The sequence below is a fragment of the Fundidesulfovibrio agrisoli genome (assembly GCF_022808715.1).
Taxonomy (GTDB): domain Bacteria; phylum Desulfobacterota; class Desulfovibrionia; order Desulfovibrionales; family Desulfovibrionaceae; genus Fundidesulfovibrio; species Fundidesulfovibrio agrisoli.
On the sequence record NZ_JAKZKX010000028.1, the window covers coordinates 14,779 to 31,609 of the forward strand.

At 64.3% G+C, this 16,831-nt stretch carries 12 protein-coding genes; 11 read left to right on the plus strand and 1 reads right to left on the minus strand.

Translation table 11 applies throughout. The annotated features are described in order from the left end of the window. The first annotated feature begins 5 nt into the window (after nt 1-5). Both MLE27_RS15760 and MLE27_RS15765 read left to right on the plus strand, forming a co-directional pair. Nucleotides 6-1,358 carry an NfrA family protein gene (locus MLE27_RS15760; protein ID WP_243313206.1) on the plus strand — a complete coding sequence of 451 codons (1,353 nt, stop codon included), beginning with the start codon at nt 6-8 and terminating at the stop codon, nt 1,356-1,358. A 65-nt stretch (nt 1,359-1,423) separates the two neighbouring features. After that, nucleotides 1,424-2,410, plus strand: coding sequence for a DUF4434 domain-containing protein (locus MLE27_RS15765; protein WP_243313207.1), 987 nt, complete (start codon nt 1,424-1,426; stop codon nt 2,408-2,410). A 190-nt stretch (nt 2,411-2,600) separates the two neighbouring features. Here the strand turns inward: MLE27_RS15765 and mgtA are convergent, their stop codons facing one another. Further along, a complete protein-coding gene (gene mgtA, locus MLE27_RS15770) occupies nt 2,601-5,399 on the minus strand; it encodes a magnesium-translocating P-type ATPase (protein WP_243313209.1) in 2,799 nt (932 codons plus the stop codon). 413 nt (nt 5,400-5,812) lie between these two features. Between mgtA and MLE27_RS15775 the strand changes: the two genes are divergently transcribed. From MLE27_RS15775 to MLE27_RS15815, 9 genes are all read left to right on the plus strand, one after another. Then, nucleotides 5,813-6,994, plus strand: a complete 1,182-nt coding sequence (locus MLE27_RS15775) for an iron-containing alcohol dehydrogenase (protein ID WP_243313212.1) — start codon at nt 5,813-5,815, stop codon at nt 6,992-6,994. Nucleotides 6,995-7,317: 323 nt separating this feature from the next. Beyond that, nucleotides 7,318-8,460, plus strand: coding sequence for an iron-containing alcohol dehydrogenase (locus MLE27_RS15780; RefSeq protein WP_243313214.1), 1,143 nt, complete (start codon nt 7,318-7,320; stop codon nt 8,458-8,460). After that, entirely contained in the window at nt 8,460-9,686 is a 1,227-nt protein-coding gene (locus MLE27_RS15785) for a PAS domain-containing sensor histidine kinase (RefSeq protein WP_243313216.1), read from the plus strand. Before MLE27_RS15780 ends, MLE27_RS15785 begins: the two co-directional genes overlap by 1 nt. Beyond that, the gene (locus MLE27_RS15790; RefSeq protein ID WP_243313217.1) at nt 9,679-11,013 is read left to right on the plus strand and encodes a sigma-54-dependent transcriptional regulator; all 1,335 of its coding nucleotides are present in this window, start codon (nt 9,679-9,681) and stop codon (nt 11,011-11,013) included. Before MLE27_RS15785 ends, MLE27_RS15790 begins: the two co-directional genes overlap by 8 nt. Before the next feature lie 489 nt (nt 11,014-11,502). Further along, entirely contained in the window at nt 11,503-12,036 is a 534-nt protein-coding gene (locus MLE27_RS15795) for a hypothetical protein (protein WP_243313219.1), read from the plus strand. Between the two features lie 380 nt (nt 12,037-12,416). Further along, complete coding sequence (gene sqr, locus MLE27_RS15800) at nt 12,417-13,652, plus strand: type III sulfide quinone reductase, selenoprotein subtype (RefSeq protein WP_243313221.1); 1,236 nt, start codon at nt 12,417-12,419, stop codon at nt 13,650-13,652. Nucleotides 13,653-13,663: 11 nt separating this feature from the next. Next, nucleotides 13,664-14,314: a DUF1641 domain-containing protein gene (locus tag MLE27_RS15805; protein WP_243313223.1), complete on the plus strand. Its 651-nt coding sequence runs from the start codon at nt 13,664-13,666 to the stop codon at nt 14,312-14,314. A gap of 39 nt (nt 14,315-14,353) precedes the next feature. Then, a complete protein-coding gene (locus MLE27_RS15810) occupies nt 14,354-14,713 on the plus strand; it encodes a response regulator (RefSeq protein ID WP_243313225.1) in 360 nt (119 codons plus the stop codon). A gap of 176 nt (nt 14,714-14,889) precedes the next feature. Further along, on the plus strand, nt 14,890-16,830 hold the full coding sequence (locus MLE27_RS15815) for a response regulator (RefSeq protein WP_243313227.1): 1,941 nt from the start codon (nt 14,890-14,892) through the stop codon (nt 16,828-16,830). Nucleotide 16,831 lies beyond the last annotated feature (1 nt).

Sequence of the window (16,831 nt, forward strand, 5' to 3'; positions counted from 1 at the left end):
ATCAGATGTTCCCCCGTCTCGCCCCCGAGGCTTTCAGGGCGTGCAGGGCCATCCTGCTGGCCGCGCTGGCCCTGTGCTGGCTGGCCCCGTCTGCCGCCCTGGCGCAGCAGCCCGCCAAGGCCCTGGACAAGGACGACCAGCTCATGCTGCTGGACGAGCTCTCCAAGACGCTCATGGACCTCAAGCAGCCCGAACGCGCCGAGACAGCGCTGCAGGCCGCCATCGAGATCCAGCCCACTGCGGAGAGCTATTCCCAGTTGGCCAAGGTCTATCAGGGGCTTGGGCGCAACGACCTGGCCGTGGAGCAGTACCAGAAGGCCCTGGCCATCCGCGAAGACCCCCAGGACCTGGCCGACATGGGCTACTGCATGTTGAGCCTGGGCAACCGCAAGGACGCCGTGGCCGCCTGGGACAAGGCCCTGGCCCTGGAGCCCGAACGCCTGAGGCTCTGGGAGGACGCCGGGTACGCCTACATGGCCCTGTGCAAGAACGACACGGCCATGGAGCGGTTCAAGTCCGCCATCGACAACCAACCCCTGTACCCGGGCGCCACCGAGGAAGAGGCCAAGGCCACCCGCGAGACCATCCACCGCCTGCGCAAGGAGGTCTCCAAGCTGGACACCAGCTTCACCGCCACCGGCTACCTGGGCTACTATTCCAGCCAGGGCGGGCAGGCGGCGGTGCCCGGCGGGCAGGGCGGCGTGTACCAGCCCGGCAACAGCGGCGTGGAAGCGGCCTGGCGTCCGCCGGTCATCGGCTTCCGCGACGACCGCATCTTCGAGCTGGTGGGGCGCATCAACTGGGTGCTGAACCGCGACAGCCTGCAGTTCGACCCCGATTCGGCGCAGGGCGCCGTGGGTGTGCGCTACAAACCCTTCAAGTCACAGAACATCTTCTTCGGCGGCGAGCGCCTCATCAAGATCGGCAAGCTGGCCGAAGACAACTGGCTGCTGCGCGCCATGGGCTCTTGGACCGACGGCTACGACCTGGACCCCGAGCGCAACAACTGGAACTACTCCTACCTGTACCTGGAGGCGGACCGCTACCTGGACAAGCCCAGCCGGTTCTTCTTCAACGGCGAGGCGCGCCAGGGCTGGACCTTCAAGCTCGGCAGCAGGGCCATGCTCACCCCCCACGCCGTGGCCGACGCCAGGGTGTGGACGCCGGACGACAACAACCTGTCGATCTGGGAGCTGGGCCTGGGCCTCTCCTTCAAGTATCTGTTCAACGAGACCAAATACACCACGCCCCGCTCCTACGTGGAGTTCCTGGCCCAGTACAAGGCCGGGCGGCTCTACAACAGAAAGACCGACCAGGATGTGAACGGCGTCTACCTGACAACAATCGTGCACTATTGATCCGGGGAATGTTTTCTATGGCCGTGCGCTGGGTGTTGCCCCTCCTTGTTTTGCTGTCGACCGCAGTGCCGGTCCTGGCTCAGAAGCCGCTCCAGTCTCCGGCGGACGCGGCCGCGCCCCGCTTCGGGGCCACCTTCTTCCAGCCCCTGTGCGACCAGGACAAGTGGCCGGTCGAGCGCTGGGGCGCCATGCTGGACGACCTTGCCGCCGTGGGAGTCAAAGAGCTGGTGATCCAGTGGAGCTCCTTCGACGGCATTCCGCTGTACGGCGAACCAACCAAGAAGTCCCCTCGCGCGGTGCCCCTGTTGGACAAAATCCTGCCCCTGGCGCAGGAGCGGGGCATGACCGTCAAGCTGGGCCTGGCTCACGACTCCGCCTGGTGGAAGAAGGTCGACAGGCCAGCCCAGGTGGTGGAGGTCTACCTCAAGCGCCTGGAGCAGGACTGCCTGCGCGTGGCCAGGGAGCTCAACGCGCGGTTCAAGTCCTACAGCTGCGTCACGGGCTGGTACCTGCCCCAGGAACTCGACGACATGAACTGGAACGGGCCGCGCCGGGCCATGGTCATCGAGCATCTGCGCAGCCTGCGCGCCGGTCTCAAGGAGATCGACCCGGGGCGCGAGGCCGGCGTATCCGGTTTCCTCAACGGCTTCATCCCGCCCGACGCCTTCCGCGAGTTCCTGCGCGACATGATGGCTGGCACGGGCATCGAGCAGTTCTACCTGCAGGACGGCGTGGGCGTGCGCAAGCTCAGCCTGGAGGACCTGCCCGCCTACATGGCCTCCGCCGCTTCGGCCGCCAAGGAGGCGGGGGGCGTGCTGCGGCCCGTGGTGGAGATTTTCACCCAGACCCACGGCGAGCCTGTGGACAATCAGCCCTTCAAGGCCGAACCCGCGAACATCGCCCGCGTGGAGAAGCAGCTGGCCCTGGCCGGGCGCTACGCCAGCGCGGGCATCGTGGCCTTCTCCCTGCCCGAATACGGCCTGCCCTCGGACGACCCGCTCTCGACGGCCTTCTACGCGGGATACCGCGAGTACCTGCGCAAGCAGCGTTAAACGCCAGCGGCCGCCTCAAAACCGGAATCAGAAAACAACCGGGCGCGGAGTTCACCTCCGCGCCCGTATTGCTTTCCTCGCTTCCGGCGTCATGCCCGTGTTGTGCCTTCCGGCCACGGTGCTGACGCTCGTGAGCTTGCGTCCACTTCTTTTACTCTCCTTATCCTGGGCTCAGCATGCGGCGCCTTCGTCATGCCTGGCCCTGACCCGGCATCCAGCGGCGCACAACCCACGTTTTCACGATCTGCGCCAGGCACATGTAGCAGAAGATGGTCAGCCCGAGCAGCAGCCAGTACTGGCTCGGCGGCGTCACCAGCCCGAAGGAGGCGGCCAGGGGCGAGAAGGGCAGCCAGACCCCCACGAGGCAGATGGCCAGCGTGGTGAGCGCCAGGTAGATGCTGGAGCGGCTCTGGATGAAGGGTATCTTGTCCGTGCGGATCACGTGCACGATGAGCGTCTGCGACAGCAGGGACTCGATGAACCAGCCGGTCTGGAACAGAGCCGGGTTGTCCCAGGCGTGGAACACGTGCAGCATGATGAAGAAGGTCATGTAGTCGAACAGGGAGCTGACCGGCCCCAGGAACAGGATGTAGCGTTTGATGTCGTCGATGCGCCAGCGCCGGGGCTTGCCCAGGAAGTCGGCATCCACGTTGTCGGTGGGGATGGCGGCCTGGGAGAAGTCGTACATCAGGTTGTTGATGAGTATCTGTATGGGCAGCATGGGCAGGAAGGGCAGGAAAATGCTCGCGCCAAGCACGCTGAACATGTTTCCGAAGTTGGAGCTGGCCCCCATGCGGATGTATTTGGTGATGTTGCTGAACACCTTGCGGCCTTCCATCACGCCGTTTTCCAGCACGTTCAGGCTCTTCTCCAGCAGGATGATGTCCGCCGACTCCTTGGCCACGTCCACGGCGGAATCCACCGAGATGCCCACGTCCGCCGCCTTGAGGGCCGGGGCGTCGTTGATGCCGTCGCCCATGAAGCCCACCACGTGGCCGCTGGCGCGCAGGGTGTGAACGATGAGCTCCTTCTGCATGGGGTCGAGTTTGGCGAACACGTGGTGCGTCTCCACGGTCTCGGCCAGGGCCTCGGGGCCCAACCGGGCGATCTCGTCGCCGGTGACGATGCGGTCGCCGTAATCGAGGTGCACCTCGTGGCAGATCTTGCGGGTGATGACGGCGTTGTCCCCGGTGAGGATCTTGGGGGTGATGCCGTGGGCCACCATGGTCTTCAGGGCGTGGGCGGCGGACTCCTTGGGCGGGTCCAGGAAGGCCAGGTAGCCGCGCAGCACCATGCCGCTCTCGTCCTTCACGCCGTAGTCGCGCCGCTCGGGGTCCACCTCCTTCCAGGCCAGGGCCACCACGCGGAAGCCGTCCTCGTTGAGTTCGCGCACCACGCGCTCCATGGTCTCGCGGAAGGAGTCGTTGATGGGCACGATCCGGCCGTTCTCCATGCAGCTGTCCGAACAGCCGAAGACCTCCTCGGCCGCGCCCTTGCAGACCAGCAGTGCCTTGGAGGAGTCCTTTTCGCGCACCACAACGCTCATCCTGCGGCGCTTGAAGTCGAAGGGCACCTCGTCGATCATCTCGAAGCGTTCCGGGCTGATGGCGCCGCCCAGCTTGTCCCCGCTTTCGATCACGGCCAGGTCCAGGGCGTTGCGCAGCCCGGTCTGGAGCTTGCTGTTGACGTAGGCCATCTCCAGCACGGAGTCGTCCTCCTCGCCGTGCACGTCCAGGTATTTCTCCAGGATGATCTTGTCCTGGGTGAGGGTGCCGGTCTTGTCGGTGCAGAGCACGTCGATTGCCCCGAAGTTCTGGATTGAGTCCAGCCGCTTGACGATGACCTTGTGCCTGGACATCACCAGCGCCCCCTTGGAGAGGCACACCGTGACCACCATGGGCAGCATCTCGGGCGTGAGGCCCACGGCCACGGCCAGGGCGAAGGTGAAGGCCTCGGCCCAGTTGCCCTTGAAGAAGCCGTTGGCGAAGAAGACGAAGGGCACCATGAACATCATGAAGCGCAGCATGAGCATGGTGAAGCTCTTGATGCCCCGATCGAAGTCGGTCTCGGTGCGCTTCTGTGAGAGCTTGGCCGCGATGCCCCCGAAATAGGTGCGCGCCCCCGTGCTGACCACCACGGCGGCGGCCGAGCCAGAGACCACGTTGGTGCCCATGAAGCACATGGAGGGGTCGTCCAGGCTGGGCTTGTCCGGCGCGGCGTCGGCCGGGCGGGTGTTCACGCTCTTCTCCAGGGGAAGGGCCTCGCCCGTGAGCATGGACTGGTTGACGTGCAGGTCCTTGGCCTTGAGCAGTTGGACGTCCGCCGGGATCATGTCGCCCGCGGCCAGGAAGACCACGTCGCCGGGCACCACGTCGCGCATGGGTATCTCCCGGCGGCCTCCGTCGCGCATCACCGTGGCCGTGGTGTGCACCATGCGCTTGAGCTGCTCGGCGGCGGTGTCGGCCTTGGACTCCTGGATGACCTTCAGCGCCACGCCCATCACCGCCATGCCCACGATGACCACGGCGGAGCGGACGTCGTCCGTGGCGTAGGCGATGGCCCCCAGCACCAGCAGCAGCACCACCAGGGGGTTCTTCACCGCCGCCCACAGCCGCTCGCCGAACGTCACGCGCTTCTCCAGCACGGCCTGGTTGGGGCCGTATTGCCTGAGGCGCTTGCGGGCCTCGCCGGAGGTCAGGCCCGGGAAGGCCGGTTTGACCTCTTCGGCGGGCTGCTGCAGCGCGTCGCCAACGGAGGAGAGCTGGCCCCACAGGGTGCGCAGGTGCTCGTAGGCGTCCCAGGGCTTGAGCTTGCGCTGGGCCGCCAGGGCCGCGAACACGTGGGCCTTCTGGGCGAAGTGCTCCAGGCTCTGGGTGAATTCGTCCTCGGGGGCGAGCTGTATGTCTTGGGGCTTGATATGGTCGTGCACCGAGCCCGGCTTGGCTGCCTGGGCTTCGGTGGCGCGGGGCCCGGTATGGCGTTTGCTCATGCGTGTGTCCTGCCTGATGGGATATCCGGAACGTGCTTAGGCTTGAAGTGTTACGATCAATTTACAGTCCTGTCGCTTCGAATACCACCCGAGTTTCACTTCACCCTGAGTTTCTTCAGGTGGTGTGTCAAAATGACACGGTTACAGGAATTCCGGTGGCCATTTGGATACATGAGCTGTCATCTAGCTGAAATAAAAGAATAAGTGCAGCATGAGCCCGGTGTGTGAGGATGCGCCGCGAGGGGGCCGCCTCCCCGAAGCGGACAATTCAGGGACGAACACAGCCATGTGATTAAAAGAACTATCTTAACATGCCGTATATATTTATAAAATAACTTTGGCCCGGAAGTTGCCTTAAGAGGGGCACCTGAGAGTGAACGGCATAGCAACTTCAAACCCAAGGAGATAGCGACATGGCAGTTAACGAGCAGGTCTACGGATTCTTCATCCCCAGCGTCACCCTGATCGGCATCGGCGCCTCCAAGGCCATCCCCGAGAAAATCAAGGCCCTGGGTGGCAGCAAGCCCCTTATCGTGACCGACAAGGGCATCGTCAACGCCGGCATTTGCAAACAGATCACCGATCTGCTCGACGCCGCCAAGATGTCTTACGTCGTCTACTCCGACACCATCCCCAACCCCACGGACGAGAACGTCCACGTCGGCGTCGAGGTGTACAAGAAGAACAAGTGCGACAGCCTCATCACCCTGGGCGGCGGCTCCTCCCACGACTGCGGCAAGGGCGTCGGCCTCGTGGTCGCCAACGGCGGCAAGATCCATGACTTCGAAGGCGTGGACAAGTCCACCAAGCCCATGCCCCCGTACCTGGCCGTGAACACCACCGCGGGCACCGCCTCCGAAATGACCCGCTTCTGCATCATCACCGACCTGTCCCGCCACGTGAAGATGGCCATCGTTGACTGGCGCGTGACCCCCAACATCGCCATCGACGACCCGCTGCTCATGGTCGGCATGCCCCCGTCCCTCACCGCCGCCACCGGCATGGACGCCCTGACCCACGCCGTGGAAGCCTATGTTTCCACCATCGCCACCCCCATGACCGACTCGGCCGCCGAGAAGGCCATCGAGCTGATCTTCAAGTATCTGCGCAAGGCCGTGGCCAACGGCAAGGACCTGGAAGCCCGCGAGGCCATGTGTTTCGCGCAGTACCTGGCCGGCATGGCCTTCAACAACGCCAGCCTGGGCCACGTGCACGCCATGGCGCACCAGCTGGGCGGCTTCTATGACCTGCCCCACGGCGAGTGCAACGCCATCCTGCTGCCCCACGTGGAGAGGTTCAACCTGATCGCCAGGGTCGAGCGCTTCGCGAAGATGGCCGAGATCATGGGCGAGAACATCGTGGGCTTGCCCCTGCGCAAGGCCGCCGAAAAGGCCCTGGACGCCATCAAGGAACTCTCCACCGACGTGGGCATCCCGTCCGGCCTGGTGGAGCTCGGCAAGCGCTACGGCAAGGACGTGAAGGCGGCGGACATCCCCACAATGACCGCCAACGCCCAGAAGGACGCCTGCGGCCTGACCAACCCCCGCTGCCCCAAGGACGCGGACGTGGTCGCCATCTACACGGCTGCCCTGTAGGCCTGCCGTTTAGCGCCTAGCTCACGCGCGGGCCCGGCGGATCCTGCCCCGCCCGGCCCGCGCCTTTATTTCGCGCAGCGCGCCCCCGGCCCGCGACGGCCCCACTCTCCGGCCGTGCGGGGCACAGCCCCCGGGGGCTTCCCTCGCGCTGCTTCATGCTTACGTATCAGGAAACCGTGCGGCGCGGGGGCTGGCTGATCAGATGGGGGAGCGCACGGAACTTGAGCCCTGCGCAACTTGTGGTGTATCCTCCCGGAATCAGCCGCCAAGTCTCCAGCCAGTCGCATGGGGACGCAAGCGTCGGGCTCCTGTGAGGAGAAACCATGAAAGTGACGAAGTTCGCTGTGCCCGAGATCATCTTCGGCAGGGGGGCACTGGTGCACGTGGCGCATTGCGCCAGGGGCCTCGGTGCCAACCGCGTGCTGCTGGTGAGCGACCCAGGCCTGGAATCCAGCGGCTGGGTGGACCGGGTCAAGGACATCCTCTACGACGACGGCCTGGAGTGGATCTACTTCGGCGACGTCAACTCCAACCCCCGCGACAAGCAGATCCACGACGGAGCGAACCTCTACCTCGAGGCCAAGGCCGACGTCATCATCGCCGTGGGCGGGGGCAGCCCCATCGACGCGGCCAAGGGCATCGCCATCCTGGCGGGCAACGGCGGCTCCATCGCCGATTACGAGGGCGCCAACCGGGTGGACAAACCCCTGCCGCCCATGATCTGCCTGCCCACCACCGCGGGCAGCGGCTCCGACATCTCCCAGTTCTGCATCGTCACGGACGTGCCCCGCCAGCTCAAGATGTCCATCATCAGCCGCTCGCTGGTGCCCAACATCTCCATCATCGACCCCATGATCCTGCTCACCAAGAGCCAGGAGCTCATCATCGCCTCGGCCGTGGACGCCCTGGCCCACGCCGTGGAGTCCTACGTGTCGCGCATCGCCTCGCCCTTCACGGAGCTGCAGGCACTGCGCGCCATCGACCTCATCATGCACAACATGGAGGCGGCGGTGCAGGAGAAGTCCATCGACGCCCTGGAGCAGCTCTCCATCGCCAGCACGGCCGCGGGCATGTCCTTCAGCAACGCTGGGCTTGGCGCGGGGCACGCGCTGGCCCACTCCCTTGGCGGCATGTTCGACGTGCTGCACGGGCTGGTGCACCCCATCCTGCTCCCGGCGGTGATGCGCTTCAACTCCCCGGCCTGCACCGAGAAGATGGGCACCATCGGCGCCATGATCCTTGGCAGGACAGAAGGCTCCGCAGCCTACAACGCCCAGGCGGGCATCGAGAAGCTGCAGGAGTTCTTCTCCGGCCTGGGCGTGCCCGTGCGACTGCGCGACATCCTGCCTGACAGGGAACTGCTGCCCAAGCTGGCCAAGGCCGCCGTGGGCGACGCCTGCAACGTCACCAACCCCCGCCCGGCGGACGTGGAATCCCTGCTGGGCATCTGCGAGGAGGCCTGGTGATGTTGGAGCGCCCCTCCCTCGACGACCTCATCGGCATCGAGCACTGCAAGCTGGGCTTCTACCAGGAGCTTCGCCAGAAGCTCGACGAACTCCAGGACGCCAACCAGGAGTCCGAGCAGCGGCGGCAGGAGATCAGCGCCATCCTGGACGGCATCACGGACATGATGATGGTGCTCTCGGCGGACATGCGCATCGTCTCCGTGAACCACGTCTTCCGCGAGGTCATGGGCGTGGACGACCCCGTGGGACTGGCCTGCTACGAGCTGTTCCGCAACGAGGACAGGCCCTGCCCGGAGTGCCCGGCGCACAAGTCCTTCCAGACGGGGCAGGTCTGCCGCGAGACGGCCATCTTCAAGGTGGGCGGGCGCAACCGCCAGTTCGAGATGGTGGCCTCCCCCATCCAGGACGAGGGCAAGGGCGAGCCGCGCATCCTGATCTTCAAGCGCGACGTGACCATGGAGAAGGAATACCAGGCCAAATTCTACCAGGCCGAGAAGATGGCCACCATCGGCATGCTCGCGGCGGGCGTGGCCCACGAGATCAACAACCCCCTGGCCGCCATCTCCGGGTTCGCGGAGGGCATCATGCGCCGCATCCCCAAGCTGCGCCAGGGCGAGACCGAACCGCTGGAGGCCGTGGAGGACTACCTGGACACCATCCTGCGCGAGTGCGAGCGCTGCCAGGACATCGTCCACTCCCTGCTCACCTTCAGCCGCCCGGTCTCCTCGGGGTTCTCGCCGCTGAGCCTCAACGACATCGTGGCCGACACCCTGAAGCTGCTCAACAGCCACCTGAAGAACAAGGACCGGCGCTTCACCCTGCACACCGAACTGGCCTACGACCTGCCCCTGATCTACGGCGACGAGCCCCAGCTCAAGCAGGTGCTGCTCAACCTGCTCACCAACGCCATGGACGCCTTGGAGAACGAGGACGGCCGCAGCACGGAGGACAACCTCATCACCATCCGCACCTATGCGGACGGGCAGGAGGGGGCGGGGCTGGTGGTCTCGGATTCCGGCTGCGGCATCCCGACGGAAAATCTCGACAAGCTGTTTGAACCCTTCTTCACCACAAAGCCCGTGGGCAAGGGGGTGGGCATCGGCCTCTCCACCTGCTACGGGATCGTGAAGGAACATTGCGGGGAGATTCTGGTGTTCAGCGAGCAGGGCAAAGGCTCCCGCTTCATCGTCAGGCTCCCCGCCAACCCGGAAGCGAACTGTGAATAACCCCTACAGCGTGCTGGTCGTTGACGACGAGCAGTCCCTTTCCAAGCTCTTCAAGAAGGAGCTTTCCACGCCCGACCGGATCATCCATACGGCCGGATCGGGCAAGCAGGCCCGCGAGATGCTGCGCAAGCAGCAGTTCGACGTGGTCGTGCTGGACCTGCGCCTGCCCGACGCGGACGGGCTGGAGCTCCTGGTGGAGTTCCGGCGGCTGATTCCGGACGTGGAGGTCATCATCCTCACGGGCCACGGCAACATCGACAGCGCCGTGGAGGCCATGAAGCACGGGGCCTACGACTACATCACCAAGCCCTTCAAGCTCGACCAGGTGGAGATCGTGGTGGAGCGCGCCTGGCAGCGCGTGTGCATGGGCCGGGAGAACCGCAGCCTCAAGCACTCCCAGATGAGCGTGCAGCCGCCCTCGCTGGTGGGGCTTTCCCAGGGCGTGAAACAGATCCGCTTCCTGATCGACAAGGTGGCCCCCACGGACGTGCCCGTGCTCATCACCGGGGAATCCGGCGTCGGCAAGGACGTTGTGGCCCACGCCCTGCACTCCGTGAGCAAACGCAACACCAAGCCCCTCATCATCAAGAACTGCGCCACCTTGCAGAAGGAGCTGGCCCGCAGCGAGCTCTTCGGCCACCTGCGCGGCGCGTTCACCGGCGCCACCGAGAGCCAGGAAGGCCTGATGACCTTCGCCCACCAGGGCACGCTCTTCCTGGACGAGATCGGCGAGCTGCCCATCGAGGTGCAGGGCTCGCTGCTGCGCGTGATCGAGAGCAAGAGCTACCGCCGCGTGGGCGAGAAGGACGAGCGCCGCGCGGACATCCGCCTGCTCTTCGCCACCAACCGCAACCTCCAGGCCGAGGTGGAGGCCGGGCGGTTCCACGAGGCGCTGTTCCACCGCATCAACGTCTTCAACATCCACATCCCCACCCTGTGCGAGCGCAAGGAGGACATCCCCCTGCTGGTGGAGTACTTCCTGAGCCGCCTGGCCACGGGGCAGGGGGCCTGCACCATGACGGACAGCGCCATGCGCTGCCTGCTCAACTACTCCTGGCCGGGCAACATCCGGGAGCTGCGCAACGTGATCGAGCGGGGGATGATTCTGGCGGAGAACGGGCTCATCACCGAGCACGCCCTGCCGCGCGAACTGCTGGACAAGCGGGTGCCCGAATCGCAGAGCGGGCTCACGCTGGACTCCATGGAGCGCACGCACATCGAGCGCGTGCTGCAGCTGCACAGCGGCAACCGCTCCCTGGCGGCGCATACCCTGGGCATCAGCCGCAAGACGCTCTACCGCAAGATATCGGAATACAACCTGATGTAGCGCGCATCGCGGGCCGCCGCCGGCTTCGCCCGAGCGGCGCGAAGCGGAAGGGGAGTCCAGAGGGCCGAAGGCAGGACTTCGTCCTTTGGCCTCCGGAGGCTTCTCGCGTCCATGCCCTGGCCACGCCCGAACAGCGCGAAGCGGATTGGGAGTCCAGAGGGACGAAGTCCCTTTGGCCGCCGGAGGCTTTCCCTGGTCACCCGGTCCGCCGTGTACCTCTGGCAACCAGACTGCATCCAGACACAGCCCATGACCGTAACCAGCGCGCGAGCGGCTGATCCCTGCTGACGGGAGGGGCCTCCGGCGGCCAAAGGGCTCCGCCCTTTGGAATCCCTCATCATTACGGCTGGTTCGCTGGCGGCGCATCCGGGAGCCGCGCGGTGGGAAAAACTCGCCGCAGCAAACTGCAACATGCCGCAATAATGCGGCTTCCTCCGTCTGGAATGGTTTGTGCTGCGCGTGGGGACCACCGGAAAAAGGGGACACGCCATGGCCGTTTCCAGCATCAGCAGACAGAGCCTCATCGCCCAGTTGGGCTACCTCGACCCCAGCCAGACCGACAGTACGACGGGCGCCACCACCGACACCTCGGCGGCCGGGAGCATCGGCGCACTGGGGGGCCAGTCGTCCGACGACGGTTCGTCCTCGTCCATCTCGTCGACCAGCATATCCCAGATCGCCTCGCTGCTCAGCAAGCTCTCCCAGTTGGAGAAGAGCGACCCCGACGGCTTCAAGGAGGTCGCAGGGGCCATCGCCCAGGACTTCCACGACGCCGCGCCCCAGTGCTCGGACATCCTGCAACGCCTGAGCATGGAATCCCTGGCCGGGCAGTTCTCCAACGCCTCCCTCTCCGGCAGCCTGAAGGATTTCAACCTGGGCAAGGCCACCTCGGCCTCCATGCGCAGCTACGCCGGGCAATCCAGCCTGACCCTGCTGGATTACCTCAACGGCAACCAGGGCTCCGACCTCACCAGCCAGATCTCGGGCATGATGCAGAGCAACCTGGGCAAGATTTCCGTCTAGTCCCGGCGTCAGGCTGCCAAGGCTGCATATGGACCGGCGTCCCCACGGGCGCCGGTCTTTTGTTGTTGTTTGCCCGCCGTAGTTCCGGTGGGCTGCAACACAGGTTGACGTGTCAACAATTGTTGCGATCGCCGGGGATGGCGCTGTTTCGGCCGTACGCCGGGAAAGACGGGAGGGCGGTGTAAACGAATGTTGCTGGCTGGAGGGGCTCCTCCGTAGGGTGTTGTCGCCAATATGCTGATATTACTGCCTTAAACTTAAAATTCGCGTCCTGGCCCGGCCCTTGCTTTAGGGGGAACCGTTGGATGGGGACTCTCCAGGGACGCTTGGAGGTTGAAGTCAGAACCTAAGGTTCAAAATACGATAGGAGCCGTCAGGACATGAAAAAACTTCTCATTCTTGGTGCTGGCTGCGGCGGTTGCATAATCGCCAACAAAATGCGCAAGAAACTGGACGAGAAAGAGTGGAAGATCACGATCATCGATCGCTCCACCGTCAACCACTACCAGCCCGGCTGGCTGTTCGTGCCCTTCGGCGTCTACGACATCAAGGACTGCGTCCGTCCCCTGTCCGGCTTCATCCCCAAGGGCGTGGACTTCGTCAACGAGGAGATCACCAACATCGACCCCGTCGGCAAGGTCGTCACCACCACCAACGGCAAGCACGACTACGACTGGATCGTTGTGGCCACCGGCTGCTCGATCATGCCCGACGAGATCGAAGGCATGATGGACGGCTGGAAGAAGAACATCCACGACTTCTACACCCCCAACGGCGCGCAGGCCCTGTTCCACAAGCTCCAGCGCTTCGAAAAGGGCAAGATGATCCTGAACATCGCGGAGATGCCCATCAAGTGCCCGGTGGCTCCCCTGGAGTTCCTGTTCCTGGCCGACTGGTACTTCTCCACGCAGGATACCCGCCACAACATCGAGATCGAGCTGGTCACCCCGCTCACCGGCGCGTTCACCAAGCCCGTGGCCGCCTCCATCTTGGGCAAGATCTGCGAAGAGAAGAACATCAAGATCGTTCCCAACTTCGAGATCGCTGCCGTCGACGCCGAGCGCGGCGTGATTGAGTCCATGAAGGGCGACGAGGTGGAGTTCGACCTGATGGTCGCCATTCCGCCCAACTTCGGTTCCCAGGTCATCATTGATTCCGACATCGGCGACCCCATGGGCTACCTGAAGACCGACCACTACACCCTGAAGTCCCCGGATTACGAGAACATGTACATCCTGGGCGACGCCACCAACGTGCCGACCTCCAAGGCCGGTTCCGTGACCCACTTCGAGGCCGACGTGCTGGTCGAGAACCTGCACCGCGACATCGAAGGCCTGGCCCCGCGCCCCGAGTTCGACGGCCACTCCAACTGCTTCATCGTCACCGGCTACGAGAAAGCCGCGCTCATCGACTTCAACTACAAGGTCGAGCCGCTGCCGGGCAAGTATCCGTTCCCGGGCGTCGGTCCCTTCGGCCTGCTGGAAGAGTCCTACATGAACTACTGGGGCAAGATGATGTTCAAGTGGGTCTACTTCAACCTCATGCTCAAAGGTAAGGATCTGCCCCTCGAGCCCCAGATGTTCATGGCCGGTAAAAAACGCCCCGGCGGCTTCTAGGAGACCGGAACATGAGCAGCAAAGAGGACCTCATTCTCGAAAAACTCGGCAAGATAGAAGCCGAGCTGGCTGATATGCGCGAGGCCAGGGAGCCCATGGATGATCTGATTCGCGACCTGAATCCGATCATGAAGCAGGCGCTCTATGTCATGATCAACGAGTTCAAGGACGTCGAAGACGCCTTCCAGCTCGAAGACGTGATGCCCCTGGTCAAGAAGGTCATGGTCAACGTTAAAAACCTGACCTGGTGCATGGAAACGCTCGAAAGCCTCATCGACATGTGGAACACCATGGAGCCGATGATGAAGAGCGCCCTGCACAGCACGGTCCGCTACCTGGGCACCCTGGAAGCGCGCGGCGTGTTCCGCACCTACGAGGCGATGCTCGAAGTGCGCGCCAAGATTGCCCAGCACTACGGCCCCGAGGACATCGAGGCCATGGGCGACAGCTTCGTCATGCTGATCGGCCTGCTGAAGAAGATGTCCACCCCGGAGATGATGGAGCTTCTCAACAAGCTCACGGACCTCCCGGCGAACATCAACCTGGAAAACGCCAAGCCCATCGGCCCCCTGGGCATCGTGGGCGCGGTCTCCAACTCCGAGGTCAAGGCCGGCATCGGCGTGGCCATGGAGATGGTCAAGGCCCTCGGCAAGCTGAAATAACCATTTTGCGGCCCGCGCCGCGAAAATTGAGAGGTAATTATGGCCAAGAAGATCCTTATCATCGACGATGATCCCGAAATCATCTCGTACCTGAAGGATGTCTTTGAGGAAGCCGGATACGAAACCGACGGCGCCAAGAACGGCATCGAAGGCCTGGAGAAGACCCAGGTCAGCAAGCCGGACCTTATCACCCTGGACATGGACATGCCCGCCCGCGGCGGCACCCTGTTCTATGTGAAGCTGCGCCAGGAGCCCGCCCTGGCCGAGATCCCCGTGATCGTGATCAGCGGCGTCGGCCCCCGCCCGCCCGTTCTGTCCAAGAACGTGCCGGTGCTGACCAAGCCGGTTGACCCCGCCAAGACCGTGAAGATGGTCAAGGAGATGCTGGGCGACGCCTAGCCTCACTCCTTCGGGCAAAGATACGCAAAGCGCGGGTTTCCAGGATCGGAGGCCCGCGCTTTCTTCTTTCTCCACCTCCGGGGTCGTGTTGGCGCGGCATCTTGTGGCCTCTTGCGGAGCAGGGTACAAAGGCGCAACCGCCGGTTCCGGCGCGCGCCAGCCAAAGGAGAGGTGAAATGGGCGAGAAAGTCTTGCTGGTCGACGATGACGACGCCATCAGGGAGATCCTGGGCCTTTCCATCGCGGACCTGGGATACGACGTCTTCACCGCGGCCAACGGCGAGGAGGCCATCGCCTCCTTCAAGCTCAACGAACCGAGCATCGTCCTGACCGACATCAAGATGCCGGGCATGGACGGCATCGAACTCCTGCGCAGGCTCAAGCAGCTCGACCCCGAGGCCGAGGTCATCATGATCTCCGGCCACGGCGACATGGACCTGGCCCTCAAGAGCCTGCAATACGAAGCCCTGGACTTCATCACCAAGCCCATCCGCGACGAACTGCTGGTGAGCGCCCTCAAGCGCGCCACCGACAAGGTCGTGATGCGCCGCCAGATCAAGGAGCACACCCAGAGCCTGGAGCGCATCGTCAAGGAGAAATCCGCCAAGCTGGTGGAGCTTGAGCGGCAGTTGGCCGTGGGCCAGGTGGTGGAGGGCCTCTCCACCGCCATGCGCAGCCTGGTGCAGTCCTTTGCGGACGGGCCGAGCTACTTCAACGAGCTCCCCTGCTTCATCTCCATCCACAACCGCTACCTCGAGATCGTGGCCGTCAACCAGCTCTACAAGGACCGCCTGGGCGACCTGGTGGGCCACAACAGCTGGGAGGTCTACGAGGGCCGCCAGGGCAGCGGCAACGCCTGCCCGGTCTGGAAGACCATCCACGAGGGCAAGGGCCTGCGCAGCCGCGAAACCCTCATGGGAATCGACGGCAGGGAGCTGCCCGTCATCGTGCACACCGCGCCCATCTTCAACAACGAGGGCCAGGTGGAGCTGGTTATCGAGCTCTCGGTGGACGTGACCGAAGTGGGCCGCCTGCAGGAGGAGCTGCGCGCCGCCCGCGAGAAGTACCACCGCCTGTTCGACGCCGTGCCCTGCTATATTTCCGTGGTGGACCCGGAGCACAAGCTGGTGGAGGCCAACCGCCGCTTCCGGCAGGATTTCGGCGAATGCCGCCTGGGCAAATGCTTCGAGCTGTTCAAGCACCGCGAGGACCCCTGCCAGGAGTGCCCCATCGTCAGCACCTTCGCCGACGGGCAGACCCACCAGTGGGAGACTGCGGTCACCACCAAGGATGGCGAGCAGCGCATCGTGCTGATCCAGACCGCCCCCATCTACGACGACAAGGGCGAGATCGAGCAGGTCATGGAGATCTCCACGGACATCACCCAGATCAGGCAACTGCAGGACCACCTGGCCTCCCTGGGGCTGATGCTGGGCTCCATGTCCCACGGGGTCAAGGGGCTGCTCACCTCGCTGGACGGCGGCGTCTACAAGGTGGAGGCCGGGCTCAAGCGCGAAGACCCGCAGCGCGTGCGCGACGGCTGGGCCATCGTGCGCGACAAGATCGGGCGCATCCGCAAGATGGTGCTGGACATCCTCTATTACGCCAAATCCCGCGAAACCGAGTGCGTGCCCGTGCGCCTGGACTCCTTCGGGGACGACATGGCCGCCATCATCGGGCCCAAGGCCGCCTCGCGCAACGTGGAGTTCAAGCTGGAGGTCGCCCGGGACGCCGGGGTCATGGACATGGACGAGACGGCCATGTCCGCCGCGCTGGTGAACTTCCTGGAGAACTCCGTGGACGCCTGCGCCGAGGACGACACCAAGCCAACCCATTTCGTGGCCTTCCGCATCGCGGGCGACGCGGACTGCGTGCGCTTCGAAATCGCGGACAACGGCATCGGCATGGACCAGGAGACCCGGGAGAAGATGTTCACGCTGTTCTTCTCCTCCAAGGGGTCGCGGGGCACGGGGTTGGGGCTGTTCATCTCCAACCAGGTGATCGAGCGCCACGGCGGGAAGATCGAGGTCGAGTCCGAGCACGGCAAGGGCACGGCGATCATCATCAAGGTGCCCAGGCTCCACGGGGAGGAGGGCAAGGCGCGCTGCGAGGATTGAG